This is a genomic window from Campylobacter sp. RM9334, assembly GCF_020138145.1.
In the GTDB taxonomy this organism is placed as follows: Bacteria; Campylobacterota; Campylobacteria; order Campylobacterales; family Campylobacteraceae; genus Campylobacter_E.
On the sequence record NZ_JACGAX010000018.1, the window covers coordinates 1 to 24,389 of the forward strand.

At 26.8% G+C, this 24,389-nt stretch carries 25 protein-coding genes and 1 pseudogene; 5 read left to right on the forward strand and 21 right to left on the reverse strand.

The window, feature by feature from the left end; genetic code table 11:
* Window positions 1–142: 142 nt before the first annotated feature.
* Window positions 143–880: a hypothetical protein gene (locus AVBRAN9334_RS07595; RefSeq protein WP_336607448.1), complete on the reverse strand. Its 738-nt coding sequence runs from the start codon at window positions 878–880 to the stop codon at window positions 143–145.
* Between the two features lie 157 nt (window positions 881–1,037).
* On the opposite strand from AVBRAN9334_RS07595, the gene tatB reads away from it, so the two are divergent.
* The 4 genes from tatB to AVBRAN9334_RS07615 are packed head-to-tail and all read left to right on the forward strand — an operon-like array spanning window position 1,038 to window position 4,396.
* Window positions 1,038–1,481 carry a Sec-independent protein translocase protein TatB gene (gene tatB, locus AVBRAN9334_RS07600; RefSeq protein ID WP_336607449.1) on the forward strand — a complete coding sequence of 148 codons (444 nt, stop codon included), beginning with the start codon at window positions 1,038–1,040 and terminating at the stop codon, window positions 1,479–1,481.
* Window positions 1,474–2,238, forward strand: a complete 765-nt coding sequence (tatC, locus tag AVBRAN9334_RS07605) for a twin-arginine translocase subunit TatC (protein WP_214118042.1) — start codon at window positions 1,474–1,476, stop codon at window positions 2,236–2,238. The genes tatB and tatC overlap by 8 nt, the downstream gene beginning before the upstream one ends.
* Window positions 2,231–3,244 carry a tRNA preQ1(34) S-adenosylmethionine ribosyltransferase-isomerase QueA gene (queA, locus tag AVBRAN9334_RS07610; protein WP_336607450.1) on the forward strand — a complete coding sequence of 338 codons (1,014 nt, stop codon included), beginning with the start codon at window positions 2,231–2,233 and terminating at the stop codon, window positions 3,242–3,244. Before tatC ends, queA begins: the two co-directional genes overlap by 8 nt.
* A 9-nt stretch (window positions 3,245–3,253) precedes the next feature.
* Complete coding sequence (locus AVBRAN9334_RS07615; RefSeq protein ID WP_336607451.1) at window positions 3,254–4,396, forward strand: hypothetical protein; 1,143 nt, start codon at window positions 3,254–3,256, stop codon at window positions 4,394–4,396.
* 8 nt (window positions 4,397–4,404) lie between these two features.
* Here the strand turns inward: AVBRAN9334_RS07615 and AVBRAN9334_RS07620 are convergent, their stop codons facing one another.
* Genes AVBRAN9334_RS07620 through AVBRAN9334_RS07630 form a run of 3 tightly spaced genes read right to left on the reverse strand, consistent with a single transcriptional unit; the run spans window position 4,405 to window position 6,522 of the window.
* The gene (locus AVBRAN9334_RS07620; protein WP_336607452.1) at window positions 4,405–4,944 is read right to left on the reverse strand and encodes a DapH/DapD/GlmU-related protein; all 540 of its coding nucleotides are present in this window, start codon (window positions 4,942–4,944) and stop codon (window positions 4,405–4,407) included.
* Between the two features lie 2 nt (window positions 4,945–4,946).
* Window positions 4,947–5,393: a cyclophilin-like fold protein gene (locus tag AVBRAN9334_RS07625; RefSeq protein WP_336607453.1), complete on the reverse strand. Its 447-nt coding sequence runs from the start codon at window positions 5,391–5,393 to the stop codon at window positions 4,947–4,949.
* The gene (locus AVBRAN9334_RS07630; RefSeq protein WP_336607454.1) at window positions 5,359–6,522 is read right to left on the reverse strand and encodes an iron-containing alcohol dehydrogenase; all 1,164 of its coding nucleotides are present in this window, start codon (window positions 6,520–6,522) and stop codon (window positions 5,359–5,361) included. The genes AVBRAN9334_RS07625 and AVBRAN9334_RS07630 overlap by 35 nt, the downstream gene beginning before the upstream one ends.
* Before the next feature lie 111 nt (window positions 6,523–6,633).
* On the opposite strand from AVBRAN9334_RS07630, the gene AVBRAN9334_RS07635 reads away from it, so the two are divergent.
* Entirely contained in the window at window positions 6,634–7,497 is an 864-nt protein-coding gene (locus tag AVBRAN9334_RS07635) for a LysR family transcriptional regulator (protein ID WP_214118028.1), read from the forward strand.
* A gap of 30 nt (window positions 7,498–7,527) precedes the next feature.
* On the opposite strand, the gene AVBRAN9334_RS10235 is transcribed toward AVBRAN9334_RS07635, so the two are convergent.
* From AVBRAN9334_RS10235 to AVBRAN9334_RS07715, 17 genes and pseudogenes are all read right to left on the reverse strand, one after another.
* On the reverse strand, window positions 7,528–8,037 hold the full coding sequence (locus AVBRAN9334_RS10235; protein ID WP_239803726.1) for a methyl-accepting chemotaxis protein: 510 nt from the start codon (window positions 8,035–8,037) through the stop codon (window positions 7,528–7,530).
* A 24-nt stretch (window positions 8,038–8,061) separates the two neighbouring features.
* Window positions 8,062–8,820: pseudogene (locus AVBRAN9334_RS10240) on the reverse strand (PAS domain-containing protein); the annotation flags it as partial.
* A gap of 143 nt (window positions 8,821–8,963) precedes the next feature.
* A complete protein-coding gene (locus tag AVBRAN9334_RS07645) occupies window positions 8,964–10,910 on the reverse strand; it encodes an HD domain-containing phosphohydrolase (protein WP_336607456.1) in 1,947 nt (648 codons plus the stop codon).
* 1 nt (window position 10,911) lies between these two features.
* A complete protein-coding gene (locus AVBRAN9334_RS07650; protein ID WP_336607457.1) occupies window positions 10,912–11,643 on the reverse strand; it encodes a 3'(2'),5'-bisphosphate nucleotidase CysQ in 732 nt (243 codons plus the stop codon).
* Window positions 11,643–12,077, reverse strand: coding sequence for a DUF2147 domain-containing protein (locus tag AVBRAN9334_RS07655; protein ID WP_214118015.1), 435 nt, complete (start codon window positions 12,075–12,077; stop codon window positions 11,643–11,645). Before AVBRAN9334_RS07655 ends, AVBRAN9334_RS07650 begins: the two co-directional genes overlap by 1 nt.
* A 4-nt stretch (window positions 12,078–12,081) precedes the next feature.
* Window positions 12,082–13,092 carry a tRNA (adenosine(37)-N6)-threonylcarbamoyltransferase complex transferase subunit TsaD gene (gene tsaD / locus AVBRAN9334_RS07660; protein ID WP_214118007.1) on the reverse strand — a complete coding sequence of 337 codons (1,011 nt, stop codon included), beginning with the start codon at window positions 13,090–13,092 and terminating at the stop codon, window positions 12,082–12,084.
* Window positions 13,089–14,477: a class II fumarate hydratase gene (gene fumC, locus AVBRAN9334_RS07665; RefSeq protein ID WP_336607458.1), complete on the reverse strand. Its 1,389-nt coding sequence runs from the start codon at window positions 14,475–14,477 to the stop codon at window positions 13,089–13,091. Before fumC ends, tsaD begins: the two co-directional genes overlap by 4 nt.
* 11 nt (window positions 14,478–14,488) lie before the next feature.
* A complete protein-coding gene (locus tag AVBRAN9334_RS07670) occupies window positions 14,489–15,748 on the reverse strand; it encodes an aminoacyl-histidine dipeptidase (protein ID WP_336607459.1) in 1,260 nt (419 codons plus the stop codon).
* A 151-nt stretch (window positions 15,749–15,899) separates the two neighbouring features.
* On the reverse strand, window positions 15,900–17,012 hold the full coding sequence (locus AVBRAN9334_RS07675) for an NAD(P)/FAD-dependent oxidoreductase (protein ID WP_214118000.1): 1,113 nt from the start codon (window positions 17,010–17,012) through the stop codon (window positions 15,900–15,902).
* An 11-nt stretch (window positions 17,013–17,023) separates the two neighbouring features.
* Window positions 17,024–17,782 carry an AMIN domain-containing protein gene (locus AVBRAN9334_RS07680; RefSeq protein ID WP_250325844.1) on the reverse strand — a complete coding sequence of 253 codons (759 nt, stop codon included), beginning with the start codon at window positions 17,780–17,782 and terminating at the stop codon, window positions 17,024–17,026.
* Window positions 17,782–19,032, reverse strand: a complete 1,251-nt coding sequence (locus tag AVBRAN9334_RS07685) for a coproporphyrinogen III oxidase family protein (RefSeq protein ID WP_239802643.1) — start codon at window positions 19,030–19,032, stop codon at window positions 17,782–17,784. The genes AVBRAN9334_RS07680 and AVBRAN9334_RS07685 overlap by 1 nt, the downstream gene beginning before the upstream one ends.
* 71 nt (window positions 19,033–19,103) lie before the next feature.
* Window positions 19,104–20,078: a putative transporter gene (locus AVBRAN9334_RS07690; protein WP_214117998.1), complete on the reverse strand. Its 975-nt coding sequence runs from the start codon at window positions 20,076–20,078 to the stop codon at window positions 19,104–19,106.
* A gap of 67 nt (window positions 20,079–20,145) precedes the next feature.
* On the reverse strand, window positions 20,146–21,957 hold the full coding sequence (gene mrdA, locus AVBRAN9334_RS07695; RefSeq protein ID WP_336607460.1) for a penicillin-binding protein 2: 1,812 nt from the start codon (window positions 21,955–21,957) through the stop codon (window positions 20,146–20,148).
* 451 nt (window positions 21,958–22,408) lie between these two features.
* Window positions 22,409–22,987 carry a ribosome biogenesis GTP-binding protein YihA/YsxC gene (yihA, locus tag AVBRAN9334_RS07700; RefSeq protein ID WP_336607461.1) on the reverse strand — a complete coding sequence of 193 codons (579 nt, stop codon included), beginning with the start codon at window positions 22,985–22,987 and terminating at the stop codon, window positions 22,409–22,411.
* Window positions 22,984–23,436, reverse strand: a complete 453-nt coding sequence (gene lptA, locus AVBRAN9334_RS07705; RefSeq protein ID WP_214119845.1) for a lipopolysaccharide transport periplasmic protein LptA — start codon at window positions 23,434–23,436, stop codon at window positions 22,984–22,986. Before lptA ends, yihA begins: the two co-directional genes overlap by 4 nt.
* Window positions 23,421–23,918 carry an LPS export ABC transporter periplasmic protein LptC gene (lptC, locus tag AVBRAN9334_RS07710; RefSeq protein WP_336607462.1) on the reverse strand — a complete coding sequence of 166 codons (498 nt, stop codon included), beginning with the start codon at window positions 23,916–23,918 and terminating at the stop codon, window positions 23,421–23,423. Before lptC ends, lptA begins: the two co-directional genes overlap by 16 nt.
* A complete protein-coding gene (locus tag AVBRAN9334_RS07715) occupies window positions 23,912–24,388 on the reverse strand; it encodes a KdsC family phosphatase (protein WP_214117989.1) in 477 nt (158 codons plus the stop codon). Before AVBRAN9334_RS07715 ends, lptC begins: the two co-directional genes overlap by 7 nt.
* Between the last annotated feature and the right edge of the window lies 1 nt (window position 24,389).

Here is a 24,389-nt window from a genome sequence, read left to right on the forward strand (position 1 = left end):
TTCCGTATCCTAAAACAACTCCTACCTTTTTATCATCTGCTTTATTATCTACTTTTTTAATCTCGTTATTTGTTTCTTTTTTGCTTATATTAGTTATTTGATATGTTGAATAAGAATTTATTTTCATAATTATTCCTTTATTTTAAACTCTTTTATCATATAAATTCTTGCTATCTTTATATGCCATTAAAATAGCTAATAAATCTCTTTCATCTTTGATATTTTGAATATCAAGTTTGCTTAAAATATCTTCCATACTTTCACGAGTGCTAGAGCCTTTTACTTCTATGGCTTCGTAAGGTTTTTTATCTTCAGTTTTGTCTTTTTTATCTTCAACTTTTTCATCATTTTTATTTATTGTTAATATTTCATCACTTGGTTTTGTATTTTCACTATTTTGGATACTTTCATGCTCTTTGCCTTGTTTTATCTCATCAATTCTTGCTAGATATCTTTGCTTAAACTCATCTTCGCTAATATTTCTTGCATTAAATAGCTTTGCTATTATTACATCTTGATTCCATTTATAATCTCCTAAGCTATCAGAATGCTCCTTTAAAAAATCTTTTAAATCTTTTTGCACATCTTGATTTGCTTCAGGACTAAAGGCTCTTTCATAAATTGTATTCGTATACATATCGCCATATAAAGCATCTTGATGTTCAAGTAACATATAAATAACCATACTTTGGATTTTTGCTTCATTGCTATTAGTTGGGTAATTAAAATCCAAGCTATCGTGAGTATCGGGGTAAAACATTTTAATAAAATCATCATATCTTTTTGCATTTTCTTTATTTTCAAGTCTTCCTTGAACTAATGCTTGATTATTATTTGGCTTTTGTAATGGTAAGTTATAATTATTTGAATTAATTTTCATATTTTACCCCTTTAAAATAATTTAATAATTAGTAAATATATTAATTAAATATAACTAAATATAACTTTAAAAAGATTAAGTAGCAAAACTTAATTTAAACTAACGATTAAAAAAAATTAGATAAATTCAGCAAAAAATTATCTAAAAGAGTTTTATTATGAGTTTTATGGAAATTGTTATTATTTTAATAGTTGCTGTTTTGGTTTTAGGACCTGAAAAACTACCTGGCACTATAGTTGAAATCGCAAAATTATTAAAGGCTGTTAAAAAACAAATTAACGAAGCTAAATCAAGTATAGAAAACGAAATCAATATTAGCGAATTAAAAGATGAAGCTAGAAAATATAAAGAAGAAATCACAAAAGCAAATGATAGTATCAGAAAAAAACTAAGCTTTGAAGAATTTGATGAGATTAAAAATACTTTAAGTGATTTTGAAAAAGACGCACAAAATGCTTTAAATAGCACTATTGATAGTGTAAAAAATACAGAAAACTCAAATCAAAATTCAAATTCTACAGAAGAAAAAAATACAAATACAGAAGAAAAGCAACTTAGCAAAAGAGAACAATTTTTAAAAGAAAAGAGCGAAAATGTTTGAAGAATTAAAACCACATTTAGTTGAACTTAGAAAAAGATTATTTATTAGTGTAGTTGCTTTGATTTTAGCTTTTTTTGTATGTTTTGTATTTTGGAAACCAATACTGCATTTTATTTGTGTTCCACTTATGAATGTATTGCCTGAAGGCTCTGAAATTATATTTTATAAACCACAAGAGAATTTCTTCACTGCTATGCAAGTTTCTTTATTTGCAGCATTTCTTGTAGCATTGCCTATAATTTTGTGGCAAGCTTGGAAATTTGTTGAACCAGGTTTATATGAAAATGAAAAAAGATTTGTAGTGCCTTTTGTATTTAGTGCTACTATTATGTTTTTGATTGGTGCGGCGTTTTGTTATTATTTAGTAGTTCCTATTGCTTTTGATTTTTTAATCAATTTTAGCGGTGGAGAGTATAAGGCTATGCCTTCAATTTCTGAATATGTGAGCTTTTTTACAAAATTAGTAATTGCATTTGGATTAGGATATGAATTACCTGTTGCTATATTTTTCTTAGCAAAAATTGGTCTTGTAACTGAAAAAACTCTTATTAGAAATTTTAGAGTTGCTATATTAGTTATTTTTATATTTGCAGCAATTATGACCCCGCCTGATGTATTTTCGCAATTTTTAATGGCAATTCCTTTAATTGGGCTTTATGCTATTTCAATTTATATTGCTAAAGTAGTAAATCCAGCTGACCCTGATATAGATAGCGAAGATGATGAAAAAGAATTATTAGAAGATAAAAATGCTTGATAATTTACTAAGTTCTTATGATTATGATTTGCCAGAAGAATTAATAGCAAAATACCCTGCAAATCCTGCTGATAGTGCAAAACTATTAGTATATGAAAAAAATAGTGAAAAAATTACTCATAGTGTATTTTATGAATTAGCTAATTTTTTGCCTGAATGTGCTTTGATTTTTAATGATACTAAAGTATTTAAAGCTAGATTTTATGGCAATAAAATTAGTGGTGCAAAATGTGAATTATTTATAAATAAAATTCTAGCAAATGATGAGTTTTTAGTGCAAATTAGGGGTAAAGTTAAAGAAGATGATATTTTAATTTTTCAAGATAATTTAAACGCAAAAATATTAAAGCTAAACGCAGATGGCACCAGAATTGTGAAATTTTGCAAAAACAATGAAGTTTTAAAAACCGATGAAGTTTTAAAAATTAGCGAAAAAATCGGACATATTCCACTACCACCATATCTTAAAAGAATGGATAATTTAGATGATGAGATAAATTATCAAAGCGTGTTTGCTAAAAATATTGGAGCTGTTGCAGCACCTACTGCGTCATTACATTTTACAAATAGAGTTTTAGATAGTCTAAAAGATAAAAAAAGTGCTTATATTACTTTACATGTTGGTGCAGGAACTTTTGCTAGTGTAGAATGTGAAAACATACAAGAACATAAAATGCATAGCGAATACTTTAATCTAAGCGATGAAGCAATAAAATTAATTAATAGTGATATACCTATTTTAGGGGTTGGCACAACTGCTACAAGAACAATAGAGTATTATGCAAGGACAAAAAAAAGTAGTGGCGAATGCGATTTGTTTTTAAACCCATCTAATAGGCCAATTAGACAAAATTATTTATTAACAAATTTTCATTTGCCAAAATCAACTTTAATTATGTTAGTAGCTAGTTTTATAGGTAGGCAAAATACTTTAAAACTTTACGAAGAAGCTATTAAAAATAAATATAAATTTTACTCATACGGCGATGCAATGCTTATTATTTGAAAGGAAAATATGAAAAAATTATTATTAATTTTAATCTCAACCTATCTATTTGCAGATTCTAAAATAGATTTTTCTGATAAAGATACAATACTTTTATTTGTAGTTTTAGGTGGCTTAATAGTTTTATTATTAGCTTATATTTACAAGCTAAAAATGAAATTAAAAACTAAAAAAGTAAAAATGTTTAGTGTTAGCGATGAAGCAGAATTTGAAAGTGAAAGTTTTGAAAAATCATCTTTATATTTTGATTTACAAGAAGTATTTTTATATTTTTTCAAAACGCTAAATTACGAAGCTAGTGTTAAAAATAACATATTTTTAGTTAGACAAGATATGCTATATCTAAACGATAACAATGAAAAATGTATGCCAAATAGGTATTTTTATGGAGATTATACAAATATTATCAATGCTATTTGGGCTGCTGCTGATTTGATTAATCAAAATGTAGAAAATGAAACCATATTTATTGATATTGGGATTATTAATAATATGCAAAACAGAACTCTTTTGTGTGTTGATATTGGAGTTTGTGGTGTTGTTGATGATAAAAAAACTGAATTATTTAAAAGCTTTACTAATCCTAAAAAACTATCTATTTCAGAACAATTACATAAATTTAGTGGATATATGAAAAAAATTGATGGTTCTAGTTATGCCTTTAAGGATACAAATGAAAGAATTAATCACGCAATCTGTCTTAGTATCCCAATACTAATCAATGATAAAGAAAATAATTTACCAGATGTAACTCCAAAAGATAGATTAAGTGTTTTAATAGTTCATAACAATATTGACATATCAAAAACAATCACTGCAAATCTTGAAAGCTATGAAATTAACTGCGTTCAAAATCAATCAAGTAATGGTCTTTTAGAGAAAATTGAAGATGGAGTAAATTGCGCTTATAGAGCTGTTTTATTAGACGCAAATCTAATCAATACTTTTAATGAATATGATTTAAATCGTTTAGTAAAAGCACAAGATGAATATTGTTTTAAATTAATTCTCATATTAAACAACCACAAAATAACACCTAATGTTGAAAAAATTATTCAAGAAGTAGATTTTCTACCATTACCATATACAATTGATAATATTCGCTCAATTGTAAATATCATAAAAACTCAACAAGAAAAATTATTAAGCTAATTTATTAATTAGCTTAATTTTATAGTTTTAATTAATTTAGCTGGAACTCCTGCTACTATTTGAAATTCTTCAACATCTTTAGTAACCACCGCACCAGCTGCTACTATTGAGCCTTTTTTAATTTTTACTCCGCTAAGTATTGTGGCATTTGAACCAATCCAAACATTATCTTCTATTGTTATTGGTTTTAATACCATATCAGAGCGTTTAAATGGATTTATATCATGATTTATAGTAGCTAATACTACATTATGCCCTATTAAAACATTATTTCCTATATAAATTCCTCCTTGGTCTTGAAATTTACAACCGCTATTTATAAATACATTTTTGCCTACTGAAATATTTTTACCGCAATCCGTATTAAAAGGCGGAAATAAAGTAAAACTTTCATCTACTTCTTTACCAATTAATTGAGAAAATAATTTATTTAATTCTTCTGGTTCATTATAAGTATTGTTAATTTTAAAAGTTATTTTCATAGCTTCTTTAGCTTGTTTAAGCATAAGTTTATGCTCAATAGAATTTGCTTTTACATACTTAATCATAATTAATCCTTATTTTTAACATAAAACCTAGCATTAATTTTGCCATTACCTAAAAGCTTTTTTAACTCATCTTTACTAATGCCATAAATTGTTCCTAATTTAGTAAAACTCCAAGAATTATTATCATAATAAATTACTATATTATTAGCATTATATAAAATCACATCAAGTGCTTTAGCTTGAAAATATTTATCATTAGTAGGAAGATTTTTATCAATTCTTCCTACCTTTTCAAACCCACCATAATCATTCATCAAGATATTTAAATCAGACTTTTGTAATACTTCATAAAGAGCAGTTGATGATGAATTACTTTCTAATTTTATTTTTAATTCTTGATTATTTATTTCAACATATATTTCATCATTGCTAAATCCATTTAACATACAAAAAGCTCCTAAACCAATAAAAATGCTAAAAACTTTTCTTAAGTATATGAATAATTTCATCTTTATTAAGCTCCTTATAACCACCATTTAAGATGAATACATTATTAGCAATATCTTCAATCAAGCTTTCATCTACTAATAAATCTTTTATATTCATACAAAGACCTAGCTCACTCATCCAATCTCTCATAGCAAATAGTCCTAATTTAGCTATTTCTTCATCGCTTTTATTGTCTTTTATACCCCAGACATTAATAGCAAACCTTTTAAATTTATCAATATTATAAGGCATTATATATTCATAATACGCCAAGCTAATAGCACTTAAAGTAGCTCCGTGCGTTGCATTGGTAAAGCCACCAATTGCCTGACCTATCATATGAACCATCCAATCTCCATTTTTACCACAATGAAGCATAGTATTTAATGCTAGAGTACTTGCCCACATAATATCGCTTCTAGCCTTATAATCATTAGGGTTTTTATTTGCAATTTTGCTTGATGAGATTATTGAACGCATAAGCCCTTCTGCTAAATAATCGCTCACATTATCATCTTCTTTTGAAAAATATTGCTCTAAAATATGATTAAACGCATCATAAATTCCATTTATCATTTGATATTTGCTAAGACTTAAAGTGTATTTAGGATTTAATATAGAAAACTTAGGAAATACTCTTTTATCATTAAAAACTTTTCCTATTTTTTGATGAGTTTTTTCATTTGTAATTACACTACCACCATTCATTTCAGAGCCTGTCCCACACATTGTTAAAATACAACCTAACGAAACTACATCACAATTTGGCTCAAGTTGATTTATAAAATATCTATCCCAATAATCATCGCTTGAGTTTATACTAACTGCTAAAGCTTTTGTATAATCACAAACAGAACCGCCACCTAAAGCTAATAAAAAATCAGCTTTATGCTCTCTTGCTATCTTTACACCTGAGTTTAATTTTTCTAAAGTAGGATTTGGCATAACACCATCAATATATGCTATATTTTTGCCTAATTTATCTAGTATTTTTACAATTTGGTTAAAAATACCATTTTTATGCACCGAGCCACAACCATAAACCAAAACAATGTTTTTACCATATTTACTTAATTCAAATTCTAAAGATTGCTCTACTTCATCAGTAAAATAAATCTTAGTTGGATTGTGAAAAATAAAATTATTCATAAAAAATCTCCTTGTTTTAAAAGTAAAATAATTTTATTTATTTTTAAAAGAAATATCAAATACTTATAATATATAATTAATTATAAAAATTAATTATTTCTAAGGAATATTATGGAAATTAGAGTTTTAAAATACTTTATAGAATCTGCAAAATTACAAAATATAACTAAAGCAGCTAATAAATTAAATCTTACTCAACCAAATCTATCAAGACAATTAAAAGATTTGGAAACAAAATTAGGGCAAAAACTTTTTATTAGAACAAATTATAAAATCATTCTCACAAAAGAAGGAGAAATGCTTTATAAAAGAGCTTGTGATATTTTAGATTTAGTTGATAAAACCGAGCAAGAATTTAAAAATTTAAAAGATTTTAATGGTGGAGATGTTTATATAGGCTGTGCTGAATCAATTGGAATAGCCAAAATAGCAAAAACTGCTAAAAAGCTACAAAATAAAAATTTTAAATTTCATATATTCAGTGGTAATTATGAAAATGTAGTAAATAAATTACAAAATTCTTTAATAGATTTTGCCGTTGTAGTTCAAGAATTTGATATTAGCAATTTTAGTTATTTAGATTTAAATCATAGTGATACTTGGGGGATTATTATGAAAAATACTTCAAAATACGCTAAGCAAAAAGATATAAGCATAAATGATTTATTTCAAATGCCACTTATAGTATCAAGACAAGGTTTTACGCAAGAAATGCCAAATGTTTTAAGGCAAAATCAAGATAAGCTAAATATAGTAGCTACTTATGATTTATTATACAATGCTGCAATTTTTGTTAAAGAAGATATTGGATACGCTTTATCTCTTGATAAATTAATTAACACTAATGATGATTTATGTTTTAAGCCTATAAACCCATTAATTACTTCTAATTTAAGGTTAATTTGGATTGATGATAAATTAAGTGATGTTGCGAGAATTTTTTTAAAAGAATTGCAAAAAGACTTAAAAAACTAATTTGAAATTCCTAAGAATTTCAAATTATATTTATTTATTTTCTTCCATAGCTCTTGCTACTTCTTCTGAACTTTGTTTGATTTTATTCATACATTCATTTGCAGTATTTGCTAACACAACACTATCATTTACTTGAGCTATGCTTTTATTTATACTCTCAACAACATTAGCACTAACATTTCTAATAGAATTAATTGTTAAAGTAATTTCATTAATTGATGTTGCAGTCCTTTCAGCAAGTTTTCTAACCTCATCAGCAACCACAGCAAAACCACGACCATGCTCGCCAGCACGAGCAGCTTCAATAGCAGCATTTAATGCTAATAAATTAGTTTGCTCTGCAATATCTTTAATAGTTTGAATAACCGATACAATCTCATCTGATTGAGTATTTAACGAATTAACCAATTCACTACTTTCATTCATAATTTCTGCTATTTCTTGGACATTTTGCACGGTTTTAGCAATAACTTTACTACCTTCATTTGTGCTTTCATCATTTTTTTGTGCTAACTCGCTTACGATTTTATTTTTATTCAAATCTCTTATTACTTGCTCACTAACATCGCTTGCGAATTTAATTACCTTATAAACCTTACCTTCGGCATTATAAACAGGATTATAACTTGCTTCTAAATATACAGGATTATTATCTTTTGTATATCTTATAAATTGACCTGATTGAAAATGTCCGCTTCTTAAATCTTCCCAAAATTTTCTATAATCACTACTTTTTACATATTCACTATCACAAAACATAGAATGATGTTTGCCTATAATTTCGCTTTTTCTGTAATTTAATGTATTTAAAAAATTATCATTTGCATCAAGTATTTCTCCGTTTGGAGTGAATTCAATTAAAGCCATAGACTTACTTGCTGCATTAATTGTGTTTTTTAAGTCCAACAATTCATTTTCATGCTCTGTAATATCAGCAGCAAACTTAATTACTTTATAAACTTGATTTTGTTCATCTACTATTGGTAAATAATTTGCTTCTAAATAAACTATTTGACCATCTTTTGCAAATCTTTTAAACTGACCACTTTGTGGAATATTTCTTGATAATTCTTGCCAAAAGATTGAATAATCACTTGAATTAACATAATGTTTATCACAAAATATTCTATGATGCTTACCTTTTATCTCTGCTAGTGTATATTTTGTAGCTTTTAAAAAATGCTCATTTGCATCAACAATATTTCCTTTAGTATCAAATTCTATAATAGCCATTTCTTTATAAATAGCTTTTAAAATAGCTTCTTTATCTTTTAACTCGTTAATAATCTTGTCTTGTATTTCTTTATTATTTTTAAAAAACATTAAATTACTCCTAATTTTAAAAAAAGGAGCGATTATAAATAATTTTATTTAAAAAAGTATTAATAGTTTAAATTAAAGCAAATAATTAATCCAAATCAATGAAAAATTAATTTGGATTAATCTAAAAAATCAACAAATTACAATCACATTAAATTATCATCAATATATTTATCAACATATTTTTCTTTTATTGCAAATATTTCTTCTTTACAAGCAAAAAATGCTTCAACCACTTTAGGGTCAAATTGAAAACCTGAATTATCACTAATATATTTGCAAACTTCATCAAGTGGCCAAGCTTTTTTATAGCATCTATCACTTGCAAGTGCATCAAAAACATCAGCTAAAGAAACAATTCTTGCATAAATATGAATATCATCACCTTTTTTACCCATTGGATAGCCACCACCTGCATATTTTTCGTGGTGTTCGTGAGCGATGATTGCTGCTGCTTCCATAATTTTACCTTTAAATCTATGCAACATTTCATAGCCTATTTGTGCGTGTTTTTGCATAGTTTTAAATTCTTTTTCATCAAGTCTTCCAGGTTTATTTAAAATAGCATCAGGAATTCCAATCTTACCAATATCGTGAGTTGGAGCACCATAACTAATTAGCGTTACTTCTTCTTCGCTTAACCCCATTTGTCTTGCTATGGCTTCGCTTATTTTACCTACTCTTTTTACATGATTTCCTGTTTCTTCACTCTTACTCTCAACCATTTCAGCTATTGAATAAATTAAATCTTTTTGAGCGTTTAAAATATCTTCTTGGAATTTCATTCCTTCATAAATCTTACCTGAATAATCAGCTGCAATTCTTAGATAATCTAAATCATCTTTATCAAAATTATTATTAATATCTGTAAGTTTATTTAAAGCTTGGAATACCCCAATAACTTCATGCTCACTATTTAAAATAGGCATAGCTAAAATTGATTTAGTGCTATATTTTGTTCTCTCATCATTTGAGCTATCAAAATACGGATTGCTTTTTGGATTATTTTCTAAAATAGCTTCTTTTGTCTCAATTGCACGACCTACTATTCCTTTACCAAAAGGAACTCTAATCTCACCTACTCCATCAGCGTGTAAGGTATAATATTCTTTTCTTTCATTGTCAATAAACCACACACTACATCTATCAGCTTGAATGTTTTGTTTAACCATTTCGCCTAAGGTATTTAGGTTGGCTTTAGAATCAGAGTTTTTAGAAATTTGAGAAAAGCATTCAAGTATGGTTTCTAGTTTTTGTTCTTGGTCTAAATTATGTCTTTTTAATACATTTATCATATCACTTTGATAATTTGTATTAAATTGCATAAATGAACCATTTTTAATAATCATTCCATAATCTTTTAAGATATTAAATTCTCTTAATTCTTCTTCTATTTTATCTTTAAAGCAATATTTAATGTGATATACATGGAAAATCACATCATCTCTTACTTGCTCTTGTATTTTTTTTAATAATTTTGGAGTTAAGTGCTTAGATGCTTTCGCTAATTTATCCATACTAGAATCAAAGCTAACATCAGCAATTACTTGTCTTATATCAGTTCTTTTATTGATTAATTCCACTATATCATCGTGATAATAAGTATCTGAAGTAAAATATATACTATCTTTATCATAGCTTAAAATAAAACCAAAACTACCTTCAGTATGATAGCTCTTAACTGGCTCTATTGTTATATCATCTATTAATAACTTATCTCCTACATTAATTTCTTTATAAACTATAGCAGGACTACCATTTGGTAATTTTATCTTTGCAAAATCAGGCCAAATTTTATTATTAAAAAAATGCTCTTTGAGATTATTTATACTTTCTTTACTAGCATATATACAAATACTATCTTGAAGTTTTAAAAAATAATTATCAACATATAAAGCAATAGCACAAATATGGTCTAAATGAGTGTGGGAAATAAAAACATGCTTTATAAAATTATCATCAGTTGGTTTTGGTAAAAACCCAGCATCAATTACACCATTTAAACTAAATTGAATGCAGGTCAAATTATCACTTAAATATTTGCTAACCGAAGAGCCTTCAAAAACTATTCTATGTGTGTTAAAAATATTCATATTAATCCTTATTAAATACACTTGAAAACGCTATAAAAGGTTTGCAAGAAAAATTAGGCGTATTATAATTCAATTTTTGTTTATCAAGCCCTAACATTAATCCACCACTTTGATTTATTAAAAAATCCCCGGCAGCTAAATCCCAAGAATTGAGCCTTTCGTATCTTAAATATACATCAGCATCGCCTTCTAATAAAGCACAAAACTTTAATGCAGAGCCTATATTTAATGCTGAATATCCGTAGCTAAATGGAATTTTACTATTATTTATATCTTGTTCTTTTCTTAAAGATACTAAAGCTTTATTTGATTCTTTTTTAACTTTATTTAGGATTTCTTGATTTTTATAAACTGGCATATTTTTAGCTGAATAATACAAATTCTTATTGCAAACATCATAAATTACACCTAAAATTGGTCTTGTATTTTCAATCAAACTAATACAAACGCAAAAATTTTTTCTATTTTTTAAATAGTTATTAGTGCCATCAAGTGGGTCAATTAGCCAAAATAAAGATTTTTTTCTTTTTTCATAATCTAAAATCTGTTCTTCAGAACATATATTAATTTTACTTTTTCCTAAAATATCAAATATGATTTCATTAGCTTTTAAATCAGCTGAACTAACTAAAGTTCCATCTGGTTTTGTATTAATTAAAGGGTGTTTTATATCAATTATTTCATCTCCAGCAATTCTTGCTGCTCTTTTAGCAAGAGTTAATAACTCTTGCATTATTTTTCCTTAATCCAAGTCTGACTTCTTCCTATTAAAGAAAATCCAACATATCCTCTTAAAATTAATTTATCATCTTTAAAAGTTGCATTTGCTCTATATAATTTACCACTTTCTGGGTCAATTATATAACCACTTTTATAAGAATTTTCACCATCTTTTTTTAATTTATAAAGCAATGGCGCACCTACTATTTTCATCTTTCTAGCATCTTCTGCATAAGTAAAATAATCATAAGTTTTTTCACAAGATTTACAAAGTTCATCATCGCCATATTCAAACAATTTAACAACTTTGCCAAATAATTCATTATTTTCTTCATAAATATGCCATCTAGCAGTTTTTTTACCATTTTCATCAATACTTATATAATTACCATAATCCTTAGCTAATAAACTACCTAATAATCCTAAACATAAAAATATTTTTTTCATTAAATTAAAGCCTTTTAAAATTTTTTGATTTTGGGTTTATTATATCATCACTTATATTTACAAAATCTTTATTTTTGTATGCAATAACCCCTGCTCTTGCTATCATTAAAGCATTATCAGAACAATATTTAAGCGGAGCTAACAATAATTGCATATTATTTTTTTTACAAATTTCATCTAATTTAGACCTAAGCAATAAATTAGCACTTGCACCACCAACTACGCCTAATGCTTTATAATTTTTATTATGCAAAACTATGTTTAATTTATTAATTATATGCTTACAAGCAATTCTTTGAAATGCTGCTGCTATATTTGCTTTTTGAGTATCTAAAGTATTATTTGCTATACAATCATTAATAGCTAATCTAACTTGATTTTTAATACCCGAAAATGAATACTCAAGCCTACTTTTACTTGGGATTGGTAAAGAAAACTCATAAGTATTATTGCTTTCATTTTTTGCTAATTCTTCAATAAATACCCCACCAGGATAACCAAGTCCTAGCATTTTTGCAACTTTATCAAAACTTTCTCCAAAACTATCATCGCTTGTAGTTGCTATTAAATTTATATCATATTCTTTAGTAATCTCAAGTATCATAGTATGACCGCCACTTACAAGTAAAACTAAAAAATCATTCATTATTTCTTTATCTAAAAATAAAGAACAAATATGACCTTTTAAATGATTTATCGCAATTAATGGTATATTTAAAGCCACACTTAAAGCCTTAGCCATTGCAACTCCACTTTGAAGAGATACTGATAATCCTGGCTCATTAGTAACTGCAATTACTTTTAAATCATTAAAAAATGGCTTGGTTTTAGCTAATATTTTAGGTAAAGCTTCAGTATGTAGCCTTGATGCAAGTTCTGGCACAACTCCACCAAATTCATTATGCTCATCTTGAGATATTTTTTCATAAAATAAACATTCATAAGTATTTACATTAATAACTGCGATGCTTGAATCATCGCAGCTACTTTCTATTGCTAAAAGTAATTCTCTCATTTTGGCTTAATCATATTTGCAGGAACTACAAATTTATCAAAATCTTCTTCACTAACTAAGCCTAATTCTAAGCAAGATTCTTTTAGGCTAATTCCTTTTTTGTGAGCATTTTTTGCAACTTTTGCTGCATTTTCATAGCCAATATGTGGATTTAGTGCAGTTACTAGCATTAAAGAATTATTTAAATTATAAGTAATTTTATCAATATTTGGAGTAATTCCTATAGCACAATTATCATTAAAGCTAATCATACCATCAGCTAATAATCTTAAACTTTGTAAGAAATTATAAATAATTACAGGCTTAAATACATTTAGCTCAAAATTACCTTGAGAAGCTGCAAACCCAATTGCCGCATCATTTCCCATTACTTGAACGCTAAGCATTGTTAAAGCTTCACTTTGAGTAGGATTTACTTTACCTGGCATAATTGAGCTTCCTGGCTCATTTTCAGGAATACTAAGCTCTCCTAAACCACATCTAGGACCACTTGCAAGCCATCTAATATCGTTTGCTATTTTCATTAAATTTGCTGCAAGACCTTTAAATGCTCCGTGTAAAAATACTAAAGCATCGTGACTTGTAAGTCCGTGGAATTTGTTTGGGCTACTTATAAATTTAGTGCCTAAAAGTTCGCTCAATTTTGCTGATACTTTTTCACTAAGTTCTGGATGAGCATTAATTCCGGTTCCAACAGCTGTTCCGCCAATTGTTAGCTCTCTTACATCTTCAAGTGCTTTTAAAATATGTCTTTTTGAGCTTTGCAACATATATACATATCCACTAAATTCTTGACCTAAAGTAAGTGGGGTTGCATCTTGCAAGTGAGTTCTTCCGATTTTAATTATATTTTCAAATTCTTTTGCTTTTTTATCTAGTGTTTTTTCTAGAATTTCTAATGCAGGAATTAAAGTCCTTTCAGTTTCTAAGACTGCTACTATATGCATTGCAGTTGGGAATGTATCATTTGAGCTTTGGCTCATATTTACATGGTCGTTTGGATGGACTATTTTTTCTTTAGTAAAATCCATTCCACTAAGTTTAGTAGCAAGATTTGCTATAACTTCATTTAGATTCATATTTGTTTGTGTTCCTGAACCTGTTTGCCATATAGCAAGTGGGAATTCATCATTATGTTTATTAGCTAAAATCTCATCACAAGCTTTAACGATTGCATCTTTTTTTACATTGTCTAATTTGCCTAAATCATTATTTACTAATGCTAAAGACTTTTTAAGATGCGCAAAAGCGTGGATTAATTCTACAGGCATCTTTTCTGTGCCGATTTTGAAATTCTCTAAACTTCTTTGTGTTTGTGCTGCCCACAATTTATCTGCAGGAACTTTAACTTCACCCATTGTATCGTGTTCTATACGAAAACTCATTTTATCTCCTTTTATTTGTAGTTTTTAATTAAATCAAATGTTGTATTTTTAATAATATCTATTGTGCTAATCTCACATCTTTCATAAATACTATGTGGGCTTAGGATATTTGGACCTATTGAAGCACATAATAATTCATTTTGCTTAGTTTTTAGCACTCCGCACTCAAGCCCTGCGTGAATACTACTCATACTAGCTTTTGGATTATATTTTTGTAAAGAATTAAGCACTGCATAAGTAAAATCATTTGGTATAGGCTCCCAAGGCTCATCTTTAGCAAGTAGTCTTACTTCGTAATTATTAAAATGTGCTTTGGTTTTATAAAAGACTTCATCTAAATCTGCTGAATTATCGCTTCTTGCAAATAATTCAAGCTTTAATTCATCATTATTTTGACTAATGATTGCTAGATTTACGCTAGTTTTTACAATATTTAAATCCCTTGAATAAGACCAAACTCCGTGTTTATAACTAGCAATTAGACTTAAAATATCTTCTTGAATTACTTTTTCATCTTTACTCTCAAGCTTGGTTATTTCAATATTTTCACTAGATTTAAGTTCAGTGTCGCTATAAAAAATAGCCTTAGCATTTACACTTATACTATTGGTTCTTTCCCCACCACTAAAACTTACTAATTCAGCATCGTTTTTATATAAAAATAAAGCTAAATCACTAATAGCACTAGGAATGTTTTTGATAATATCAATCCCACTATGACCGCCTTTATAGCCTTTAGTATGAGCTTCATATAAATATTTTTTACTAGGGTTTTTATAATTTAGCTTAATATTTACATTCATCATCAAACTCGCCGCACAACCAATTATTACTCTATCTACACACTCGCTATCAAGATTTAATAAGTGTTTTGAACTAATTTTTAGCTCTAAATTATTTGCACCTATAAGCCCTACTTCTTCATTAGCGGTAAATAAACATTCAAGGTCGCTAAACTCATTCATAGCTTCCATCATAATGGCAATTCCTATGCCATTATCAGCACCTAAGGTTGAATTGTTTGCTTTAATAAATCCATCACTTTCTATTATATTTATATTAGGTGCATCTCCAACACAAACCATATCATAATGACTTTGCAAGCATATATTAGGATTTCCTTTTTTGCATAAAATATTTTCAGCCTTATCAACTAATACTTCAAAACCTTTTGATTTTGCATAATTAATTAAAAAATCTTTTAATTTAACTGCATCAAAACTACAATGCGGAATTGCTGCAATTTGTTTAAAGTTTTCTAAAACTCCCATTCTTTCTCCTTATTTTTAAGCAAACATTAGATTTTAAAGTTTAATAAAGAGTAAGATTTGTGTGTAATTTTGTAATTTATTTTAAAGTGTGTAAATTCGTAATATTTTTGTAGAATTTAATTCAAATTCTAAAAAGAATTTGAATTAAAATTTATAGACCTTTAAATCCAAATAATTTATATTGCCATTTTAATTCTGTGATTTTTTTAAGAACTTTTGCTAAAAATCCACTAAAATCTTTGCCTTGAATACTTGCAACGGCATATTTTTCACTAAGAGAGCAAACGCTTCCTTGGTCTTTATAAATAAATGTTTCTTTAAATTCTTCATTATTTAATCTAGCACTTAAACTTCTTGCTAAATAATTACCTTGCTTGCAAGCTATTTGAGCTGTTGGAGCAAATGGTCTATCATTATTCATAATTAAAGAACAATCTCCTAAAATATAGCAATTTGAATAATTTGGCGCTTGTAAAAACTCATTAACCAATATTCTATTATTTTTGTTTTCAAATACACTATTTTTAATAACTTCATTTCCCTTAACGCCAGCTGTAAAGATTATATTTTTTGAATCTATATAAGTATCTTCATTGTTTAAATACAATCTATCCCCAACTTTTTTAATAATTTTATGAGATGTTAAAACTTTTACGCCTAATTTTTCAAGATAATTTCTTGCTATTTTTGCTAAATCTTTGTTATACATAGGCAAAATCTCATCCATAGCTTCAACTATGCTAATTTTTGCATCAATTCCTTTGCTTTTGCAAACTTGAGCTATAGAAGCACATAATTCAACACCGCTAAATCCAGCTCCACAAATTACAATATTTTTATAAATACTTTCAGATTTTTCTAAATTAGAATAAATAATTTCTTTGGTTTTTAAAGCGTCTTCATAAGTTCCGATTTCATAAGCTTCATCAAGCCCTTCTATACCAAAAGTATTTTTATTAGCACCTAAACCTACATAAATCTCATCAAAATCATAATCAGTATTTTTGCAATATAATTTATTTCCTTCAATTTTAATAGCACTATCTTGAATAATTACAATTTCACTAGGAATTATATCTTTTAAAGGAATTTTGATATTTTTTTCACTCTCATTTGCTGCAATTTTATGTAATTCTGTAGTTTTATAATGATATGAATTATTATTAATTAGCAAAAATTCAGCCTTTGTTAAATCTTCCTTGCTTAGACTTTTAATTAAAGATAAGTTTGCATATCCAGCACCTAAAAAAATTATTTTTTTCATAACACCCCTTTTTATTGTAATTTAATTAAATATTCTTTAGATTTTTTTTCAATATTATAATTATATATACCATCAAGTTTTATTACAAGACGATAAAAATTTCTATGAACTCCAGTATAAATTTCATCAAAATAATTAGCTTTTATTTCAAATGATTTATTTTTTAAACTTGGATTAATTTTAAAATCCATAACAATTCTATTTGGTTTTTTTAAACTAAATTCCCTAATTAATTCGCTATTTGTTTTAATTGAAATATTTTTTTTGTCTATAACTATTTTAAAATTATTTGATATGTCTAATGATAAAGGTGTATATTCTGTGGTTTTACTAATTTTATTTTCTTTGTTTTCTTCTTTCTTAACTTCAGTAATTTTAGTAGTATTTTGCTCTACATTAGAATTGTCATCATTAGCATTTTCTTGATTTTTTAATGCAAGTTTTATTTTATCAACTTCTTTTAATTCAGTTTTTGCTTCTTCTTTATCTTGGTTTGTAAGCTCTTGGGCGTCAAGTAGCATATAAACTTTATGCCAATCAAGAGCTTCATTAATATCTAATTCAAATTCTTTCAATGTCCCATCTACATTTGTATAAATAAGTTTCATTTTATTTAAAATTCTAGCATCACTTGGAACACTAAAAGCTGTTTTTTTAAATTCCTTTATCTCTTCAATAGGACTTGGATTATTGATTTTTACAATAGGCACAAATGGGTTTTCTCTAGCAAAAAGCATTGAGCTTATTAGTAAAAATAAATATTTTTTCATTATAAATCCTTTCTAAAATAAGCCCTTACTAAATCCATATTTATATAAAATTCTTTCATCAAGGTAAGTGCTAGATATTTACCAAAAAAAGTATTATTAATAATACCATTATTTATGTTAATTGCTCCAATAGTCTGCATTGCTTTTAGTTTTAGCCCTAAGTGTTTTTCTAAATCACAATTATAATTAGAATTAAAATTATTAATATTCAAATTATCCTTAAAAAACTCTGTTAGAAAAATATAATTAATTCTATCTTCAGGACTAAAATCTATGTGAGCTAATTTTTGATTTTTACCAGCTAAAACCTTAGCTTTATAATCATCTAATTTAAAAGCATTTACTAAAAGCTTATTATTTGTAAAAGAAAAAGCCCCACTACCAGCACCAATGTATTCGTGATGTGTGCTTACATATTCATCATTAAAACTAGTTCTATCCTTAGAAAAACTCCAAGAGTTATTTTGCTCATAATCACTAAAGTATTCGCAAATTATCTTATAAAATTCATATTCATTATCTTGTTTATCTATGCCTAATTTAGCTGCAATTATTTCTTTAGTAAGATTAGATTTCATCAGTGGATATAAAGTAATTTGTGATGGAGCAATATTTTTAGCTAATTCAATATCTTTTATTAGCATTTGTTTTGTTTGTGATGGAAAATTAAAAATCAAATCAATACTAAAAGTTGGTAAAATCCCATTAGCTAATTCTAATTTTTTTACTAATTCTTTTTGATTTCCAAACTTTTCTAAACGATTAACTTTTCTTAAAATTTCATCATCAAAACTCTGCACCCCACAACTAAGCCTATCAATAAGCCCTTTAAAGTCTTTTAAAGCTTCAGGCTTTATATGATTTGGGTCACTCTCACAAGAAATCTCTTCAATACTAAATAAATCCTTACATAAACTAAGTGTTTTTATAAGTTCTGCTTCATTGATTAAAGTAGTTCCGCCACCAACATAAAGTGTATTAAAATCGTATCCTAAATCCTTAAATTGCTGTAATTCAATTCTTAAAGTTTTAAAATATTCTTTACATAATTCTTCATCATAAGCAAATTTGTGAAAGCTACAATAAGGACAAAAAGTATGGCAAAACGGAACATGAATATATAGCATTACCTTTTTACCATCTTTAGATTTTTCTAAATTAACTTCATTTTTAAAATTAAACTTAGACTTAAGCTCTTTGTTAAGAAAATTGCAAGTATATTTTAAAGCTTGATTTTGTAAAAAATTCATTAATAACCTTTATTAAAAATTAAAAAATGCCATTAGTTTATACAAATAAAATTAATTCAAAATAACATAAATTAAGAATTAATTTTAAAATTAATATGCTCTTCAAATTCTTTTAAACGCTTGTGAATACTTCTTAATTCTGTAATAGTTGTCCAATTTTTAGTAAGAACACTAAAACTTGAGCGAACACTACTAAAAGCATTATTGATTTGAACTAAAACACCTAGGGCAATTATTCCTAAGAATAAATTTTGCCCTACTATCAAATAAGCAAAAATCACCATAAATTGCTCGTATAAATATAGCCAAACATCAAAATATCCATAGTGCAAAAACAATCTTTTGTAATTAAACTTAAGCCCTGTAAAAAGCTCAAACATTTGCTCTGGTAATGCGTGATTGGTTCTATCATTTTCTGCATAAACTAACTCTTTTCTAAAAGCAGCTTCGGCTTTTTGATTGTTATATTCAAGATTAGGAAGTTTAATTCCAACAAACCAAGATATAATAAGACCACCAACGCTTGTTAATAAAGCCCACATAATTAAACCTGATTGAAAATTAAAAATAGGCAAAACTAAATTAGCCCCTAAAGTATATAAAATAGGCAAAAAAGCAATCAAGGTCATAAAAGCCTTTATAATATCAACACCCAAGCTCTCAACGATTTTTGCAAATCTATATATATCTTCTTGAATACGCTGTGATGAGCCTTCTATATAATCATTATTCTTACGCCAAGCCTTAAGATAAGCAAATGTAATAGCTTCTCTCCAAGCAAAAGCAAAATGCCTAGAAAAAAACGCTGTTAATGTAGCTATTAAAATATAAGGTAAAGCTATAAATAAAAAATCACTCAAGCCACTTAAAAACTGCTCGTAAGTGCTATTTTGTGGTGCTGCTTGTAAGAGATTATAAAAATCTTTATACCAATTATTGATTTGTACATTAAGTAAGGTTTGAGAAAAAATCGCAAGCAAAATAAGCAAACTCCCGCCCCAAGACCATAAAAACCATTTTTTAGATAAATAAAATGCTCTAAACATATAAATCCTTGCAAAAAAATAGGCTAATCATAATAATTTATCTTTAATACATTTAGAATTTGAAATATCATTTATGTTTTTTAAATCCCTTTTGATATTGCTCATCAATATAGCCTAATTCTAATAATTTATTAAATATTTTTGCAACAATTGGCCCAGAAGTAGCGCCTCCGTGCATTCCATGCTCAACTAGAACAACCACGGCATATTTTGGCTCTTCATAAGGTCCATAAGCATTCATCCAAGCGTGGCTTCTTGTATAATATTCCATATTTTCTTCTTTCATACGCTTTTTTTCACTTTGAGAAATCCCTACAACTTGCGCTGTGCCTGTTTTGGCTGCTAATGTGATTTTACTCTCCAATAAAGGTTTATATCCTGTGCCTTTAGGTGTATTTGCTACATCATACATAGCTGCTCTAATATATTTTAAATCTTGTTGTTCGCTTTGAGTAAAAATATCTTTTTTAACAATTTCAACTTTTTCTTTATTTATTTCATCTACAAAATGTGGCTTTATTTCATATCCACTAGCTAATTTTGCTGTATAGACTGCTACTTGCATTGGAGTTGCTAGGAAATTACCTTGCCCTATGCTAGTAATTAAAGTTTCACCTTGATACCAAGGCTGATTATATCTTGAACTTTTCCATACTTTATTTGGTAATATACCAACACTCTCAAGTGGTAAATCAATATCTGTTTTTCTACCAAATCCAAGCTTATATAAACTTGCACTTATATCAGCTATTCCAACTTTTAAACTGCCTTTATAAAAATAATCATCACAACTTGACCTAATAGCAGTTCTTAAATCCATAACCCCATGCCCATATACATTATGGCATCTAAATTTTCTACCACCAAAATCAAAAGAACCAGAACAAGTAAAAGTAGTATTAGTATCTATTTTACCACTTTGTAAAAACGATAAGCCTACGCCCATTTTAACAACTGAACCTGGTGGATAACGACCATTTATAATCTTATTTGTAAATGGATGGTCTAAATCTTGTATCATCATATCCCATTCGTTTTGTGAAATTCCAGTAACAAAAGGATTTAAATCATACTCTGGATAAGAACCTGCTGCAATAATTGAGCCATCTTCAATACTTAAAACAACTGCTGAACCACTAATATTTTTAAACAATTCATCTAAGTACTGCTGCATTCTTATATCAATAGTGAGTTTTATGTCATTTTCCATAATTGGTTTTTTAAACTCAATTTCTTCTACTTCTTGATTGATGGAATTTACTTTTGTAACTTTTTTGCCAGGCGTGCCTTGTAATATATCATCATAATATTTTTCTATGCCTGTTTTTCCAATTTTTTTTGTAACTTTTACAACATCATTATTTACCATATCTTCAGCATTTGCCCTTGCCACATAGCCTATTATATGACTTGCTAAAGAATTAAATGGATATAGTCTTTTAACACTTGGTTTTATTAATATATTATCATCTAAATTCAGCTCAAAATAACAAGGATTTATCTTCTCATACTCTATAAAATCTATAATTTCTATTTCATCTTGATTGTAATAGCTATTTTCTCTTTTATATATTTTAATAATTTTATCAATATCTAAATCACTAAAGCATTTTAGAATTTTATTAGTTGTTACATCTAATAAATTACTACTTAAATGTGGTTTTAAAGATATTGAAAATCCAAGCTGATTAACAGCTAATGGGGTATTATTTCTATCTAATATTATCCCTCTAATAGGCGGAATTAATTCTTCTTTGGTTGAATTCTTTTGTGCTAGTTCTTCATAATAATCATTGCTATAAATACTAAGCCAATATACCCTAGAAAGTAGCATTATAAAAAATGACAATATTACAAAAATTACAAATTTTAATCTCACACAATACCTCTAAACAAAATAATTGATAATAAAGATTCAAGGCATATATAATAAATAAAAATATTGCTTAATTTAAGCACTTCTAGTTCAAATAAATAAGAAAATAATAAATTTAAAAATATATCTATAAAATATACAAATATTATAAAAATAATTATCAAAATATCCCTATTTTTAAGTTTGTAAATCAACTTATCATAAAAATAATAAAAAAATATTAAAAACGCTATTGTAGTACTAAACAGCACTAATCCGTGGGTTATTTCAATAAGACATAGATATAAAATAATAAGCAAACTAGTTTTATCAAAACCACTTTTTTTAAAATGTATAATCAAAAATACAAAAAAAACTCCGAGTAAAGGTGGTAAAAAAAATGTAATAGAGCATAGTAATTGGTAAAAAAATAAAACAAATATTGTTATATAATAGCTTAACCCAACTCGTTCTTTCATTTAATAAACTCATATATTTTTTCCTGCAATTTATCTATACCTTTTTTACTAGCACTTGATACATAAATTGCATCTTTATATTTTGATTTTAGTTTTGAAAATTCACTCTGATTTAATTTATCAATTTTTGTAAAAACCTTTATATAAACTTGATTTTCATTCATAAAATCTTGTAAATATTCATAAACACCTTCATCTATATCTAAATCATCGTGTCTTGAGTCTATTAAATGAATAAAGCATTTTATTTCTTTTCTTTTTTGTAAAAATTCATTTAAATTCTTGTTCCAAGCAGCTTTTTTATCCTTAGAAACCCTTGCATATCCAAAACCTGGTAAATCTATTAAAATCAATTTGTTTTTATCCGCAAATGTAACTTCAAAAAAATTAATTAATTGAGTTTTTCCTGGAGTTGAAGATGATTTTGCAAGACCTTTGTGATTTGCTAAAGCATTTATTAAAGAGCTTTTACCTACATTAGAACGACCTAAAAAAGCAATTTCACCTAAATTATATTCTTGTGTTTGAAAATATTTTTCACAAGATATTAAAAATTTTGCACTTACTATATTCATTTTGCTATCTCAAAAATTAATTTAACTGGCTTATTAGCTTTATCACTTTTTACTTTATATGTTCCATCATTTTGGTTTATATAAATATAATCTGCTGATAATTCTTTGTTATTTTCTGTAATTTTAACATTCCCTATAAGCTCATAAGTATTTTTATTTACATCATAAACAATCTTATCTGCTTTACCTTTGAAATTATCTTTATTTAAACTTATAGAAAAACTTGTTACATATTGTGCTTCATAGCTAGCAATTTTATTATCCTTATTTGTTCTTATTGTCAATACTTGACAATTTAAATAATCTTTACCTTGCCTTATACTAACATCTTTGCTAAATACCCCAGTTTGATTATCTTTATTACCTTCAAAAATTTTTGCATTAATCTCAATTTTTTCAGCATATAAACTACATAAAGATAATAATAAAATAACTATTTTTCTATACATAAATCAACCTCTTTTAATAATAAATCTGAAGAATTTAAATTATAACTAAAAGAATTAGCATTAATTAAACTATTATTATAAGTTACTTTAGTTTTACTCAAAGAGCTTAAGATTTTTTCATTTATTGAATAATTTAATACATCGCTTTCAAGCTTAATTAGATTATCTTTATATTTGACATCGCCATTTAATACTATAATATTATTTTCTTTAGTTGCTTTATTACTACTTAAATGCTTTTCTAAATCATTTATACTTAAATTAATCAAATTATCTTGATTATTTATTTTGTAATATTGCTTAGCATAAGCTATTTTTTCAAGCTTATTACTAAGCTCATAACCGATAATATCATTAGCTTCAAGGCTTTTAAAATCAAGTTGATAATTCATCTTATCAATATCATAAGGCTTTTGTATTATTATAAAAAAAAGCATAGATAGCATAGAAACTAAAATAATATTAAAAGTTTTTATTAACACTTAATCCACTGCTTTAATTGATTATTTTCTTTTACAATAATTTCAAGCATTTCATGCACACAACCATATCCACCTTTTGTATTTAAAATTCTTCCAAAAATTTTTGCCCCATCTTTAGGAATAAAAGGTAGTTTAACAGATTTTAAAAGGTCTAAATCGTTATAATAGTCCCCTATTGCAGCAACTTCATCAAAAGTAATATTTAAATCTTTCAGTAGTGTTTTAGCACAACTTAGCTTATCTTTAATACCACAATATACATATTCAATGCCTAAATCTCTTGCCCTATTTAAAACAACTTCAGAACTTCTTCCTGTAATAATTGCAAATTTTATACCCAATTCTTTAGCTTTTAAAATAGCAGCTCCATCTTTTACATTAAATTCTTTAATCAAATCAGCATTAGGAGAATAAATAATTTTACCATCACTTAAACATCCATCAATATCTAAAATAACTAATTTAATCATT

Bases quoted from the DNA above. Each gene is read 5' to 3' on its own strand.
- AVBRAN9334_RS07595 (WP_336607448.1), bottom strand. From the start codon at position 880: ATGAAAATTAATTCAAATAATTATAACTTACCATTACAAAAGCCAAAT.
- tatB (WP_336607449.1), top strand. From the start codon at position 1,038: ATGAGTTTTATGGAAATTGTTATTATTTTAATAGTTGCTGTTTTGGTT.
- tatC (WP_214118042.1), top strand. From the start codon at position 1,474: ATGTTTGAAGAATTAAAACCACATTTAGTTGAACTTAGAAAAAGATTA.
- queA (WP_336607450.1), top strand. From the start codon at position 2,231: ATGCTTGATAATTTACTAAGTTCTTATGATTATGATTTGCCAGAAGAA.
- AVBRAN9334_RS07615 (WP_336607451.1), top strand. From the start codon at position 3,254: ATGAAAAAATTATTATTAATTTTAATCTCAACCTATCTATTTGCAGAT.
- AVBRAN9334_RS07620 (WP_336607452.1), bottom strand. From the start codon at position 4,944: ATGATTAAGTATGTAAAAGCAAATTCTATTGAGCATAAACTTATGCTT.
- AVBRAN9334_RS07625 (WP_336607453.1), bottom strand. From the start codon at position 5,393: ATGAAATTATTCATATACTTAAGAAAAGTTTTTAGCATTTTTATTGGT.
- AVBRAN9334_RS07630 (WP_336607454.1), bottom strand. From the start codon at position 6,522: ATGAATAATTTTATTTTTCACAATCCAACTAAGATTTATTTTACTGAT.
- AVBRAN9334_RS07635 (WP_214118028.1), top strand. From the start codon at position 6,634: ATGGAAATTAGAGTTTTAAAATACTTTATAGAATCTGCAAAATTACAA.
- AVBRAN9334_RS07645 (WP_336607456.1), bottom strand. From the start codon at position 10,910: ATGAATATTTTTAACACACATAGAATAGTTTTTGAAGGCTCTTCGGTT.
- AVBRAN9334_RS07650 (WP_336607457.1), bottom strand. From the start codon at position 11,643: ATGCAAGAGTTATTAACTCTTGCTAAAAGAGCAGCAAGAATTGCTGGA.
- AVBRAN9334_RS07655 (WP_214118015.1), bottom strand. From the start codon at position 12,077: ATGAAAAAAATATTTTTATGTTTAGGATTATTAGGTAGTTTATTAGCT.
- tsaD (WP_214118007.1), bottom strand. From the start codon at position 13,092: ATGAGAGAATTACTTTTAGCAATAGAAAGTAGCTGCGATGATTCAAGC.
- fumC (WP_336607458.1), bottom strand. From the start codon at position 14,477: ATGAGTTTTCGTATAGAACACGATACAATGGGTGAAGTTAAAGTTCCT.
- AVBRAN9334_RS07670 (WP_336607459.1), bottom strand. From the start codon at position 15,748: ATGGGAGTTTTAGAAAACTTTAAACAAATTGCAGCAATTCCGCATTGT.
- AVBRAN9334_RS07675 (WP_214118000.1), bottom strand. From the start codon at position 17,012: ATGAAAAAAATAATTTTTTTAGGTGCTGGATATGCAAACTTATCTTTA.
- AVBRAN9334_RS07680 (WP_250325844.1), bottom strand. From the start codon at position 17,782: ATGAAAAAATATTTATTTTTACTAATAAGCTCAATGCTTTTTGCTAGA.
- AVBRAN9334_RS07685 (WP_239802643.1), bottom strand. From the start codon at position 19,032: ATGAATTTTTTACAAAATCAAGCTTTAAAATATACTTGCAATTTTCTT.
- AVBRAN9334_RS07690 (WP_214117998.1), bottom strand. From the start codon at position 20,078: ATGTTTAGAGCATTTTATTTATCTAAAAAATGGTTTTTATGGTCTTGG.
- yihA (WP_336607461.1), bottom strand. From the start codon at position 22,987: ATGAATATAGTAAGTGCAAAATTTTTAATATCTTGTGAAAAATATTTT.
- lptA (WP_214119845.1), bottom strand. From the start codon at position 23,436: ATGTATAGAAAAATAGTTATTTTATTATTATCTTTATGTAGTTTATAT.
- AVBRAN9334_RS07715 (WP_214117989.1), bottom strand. From the start codon at position 24,388: ATGATTAAATTAGTTATTTTAGATATTGATGGATGTTTAAGTGATGGT.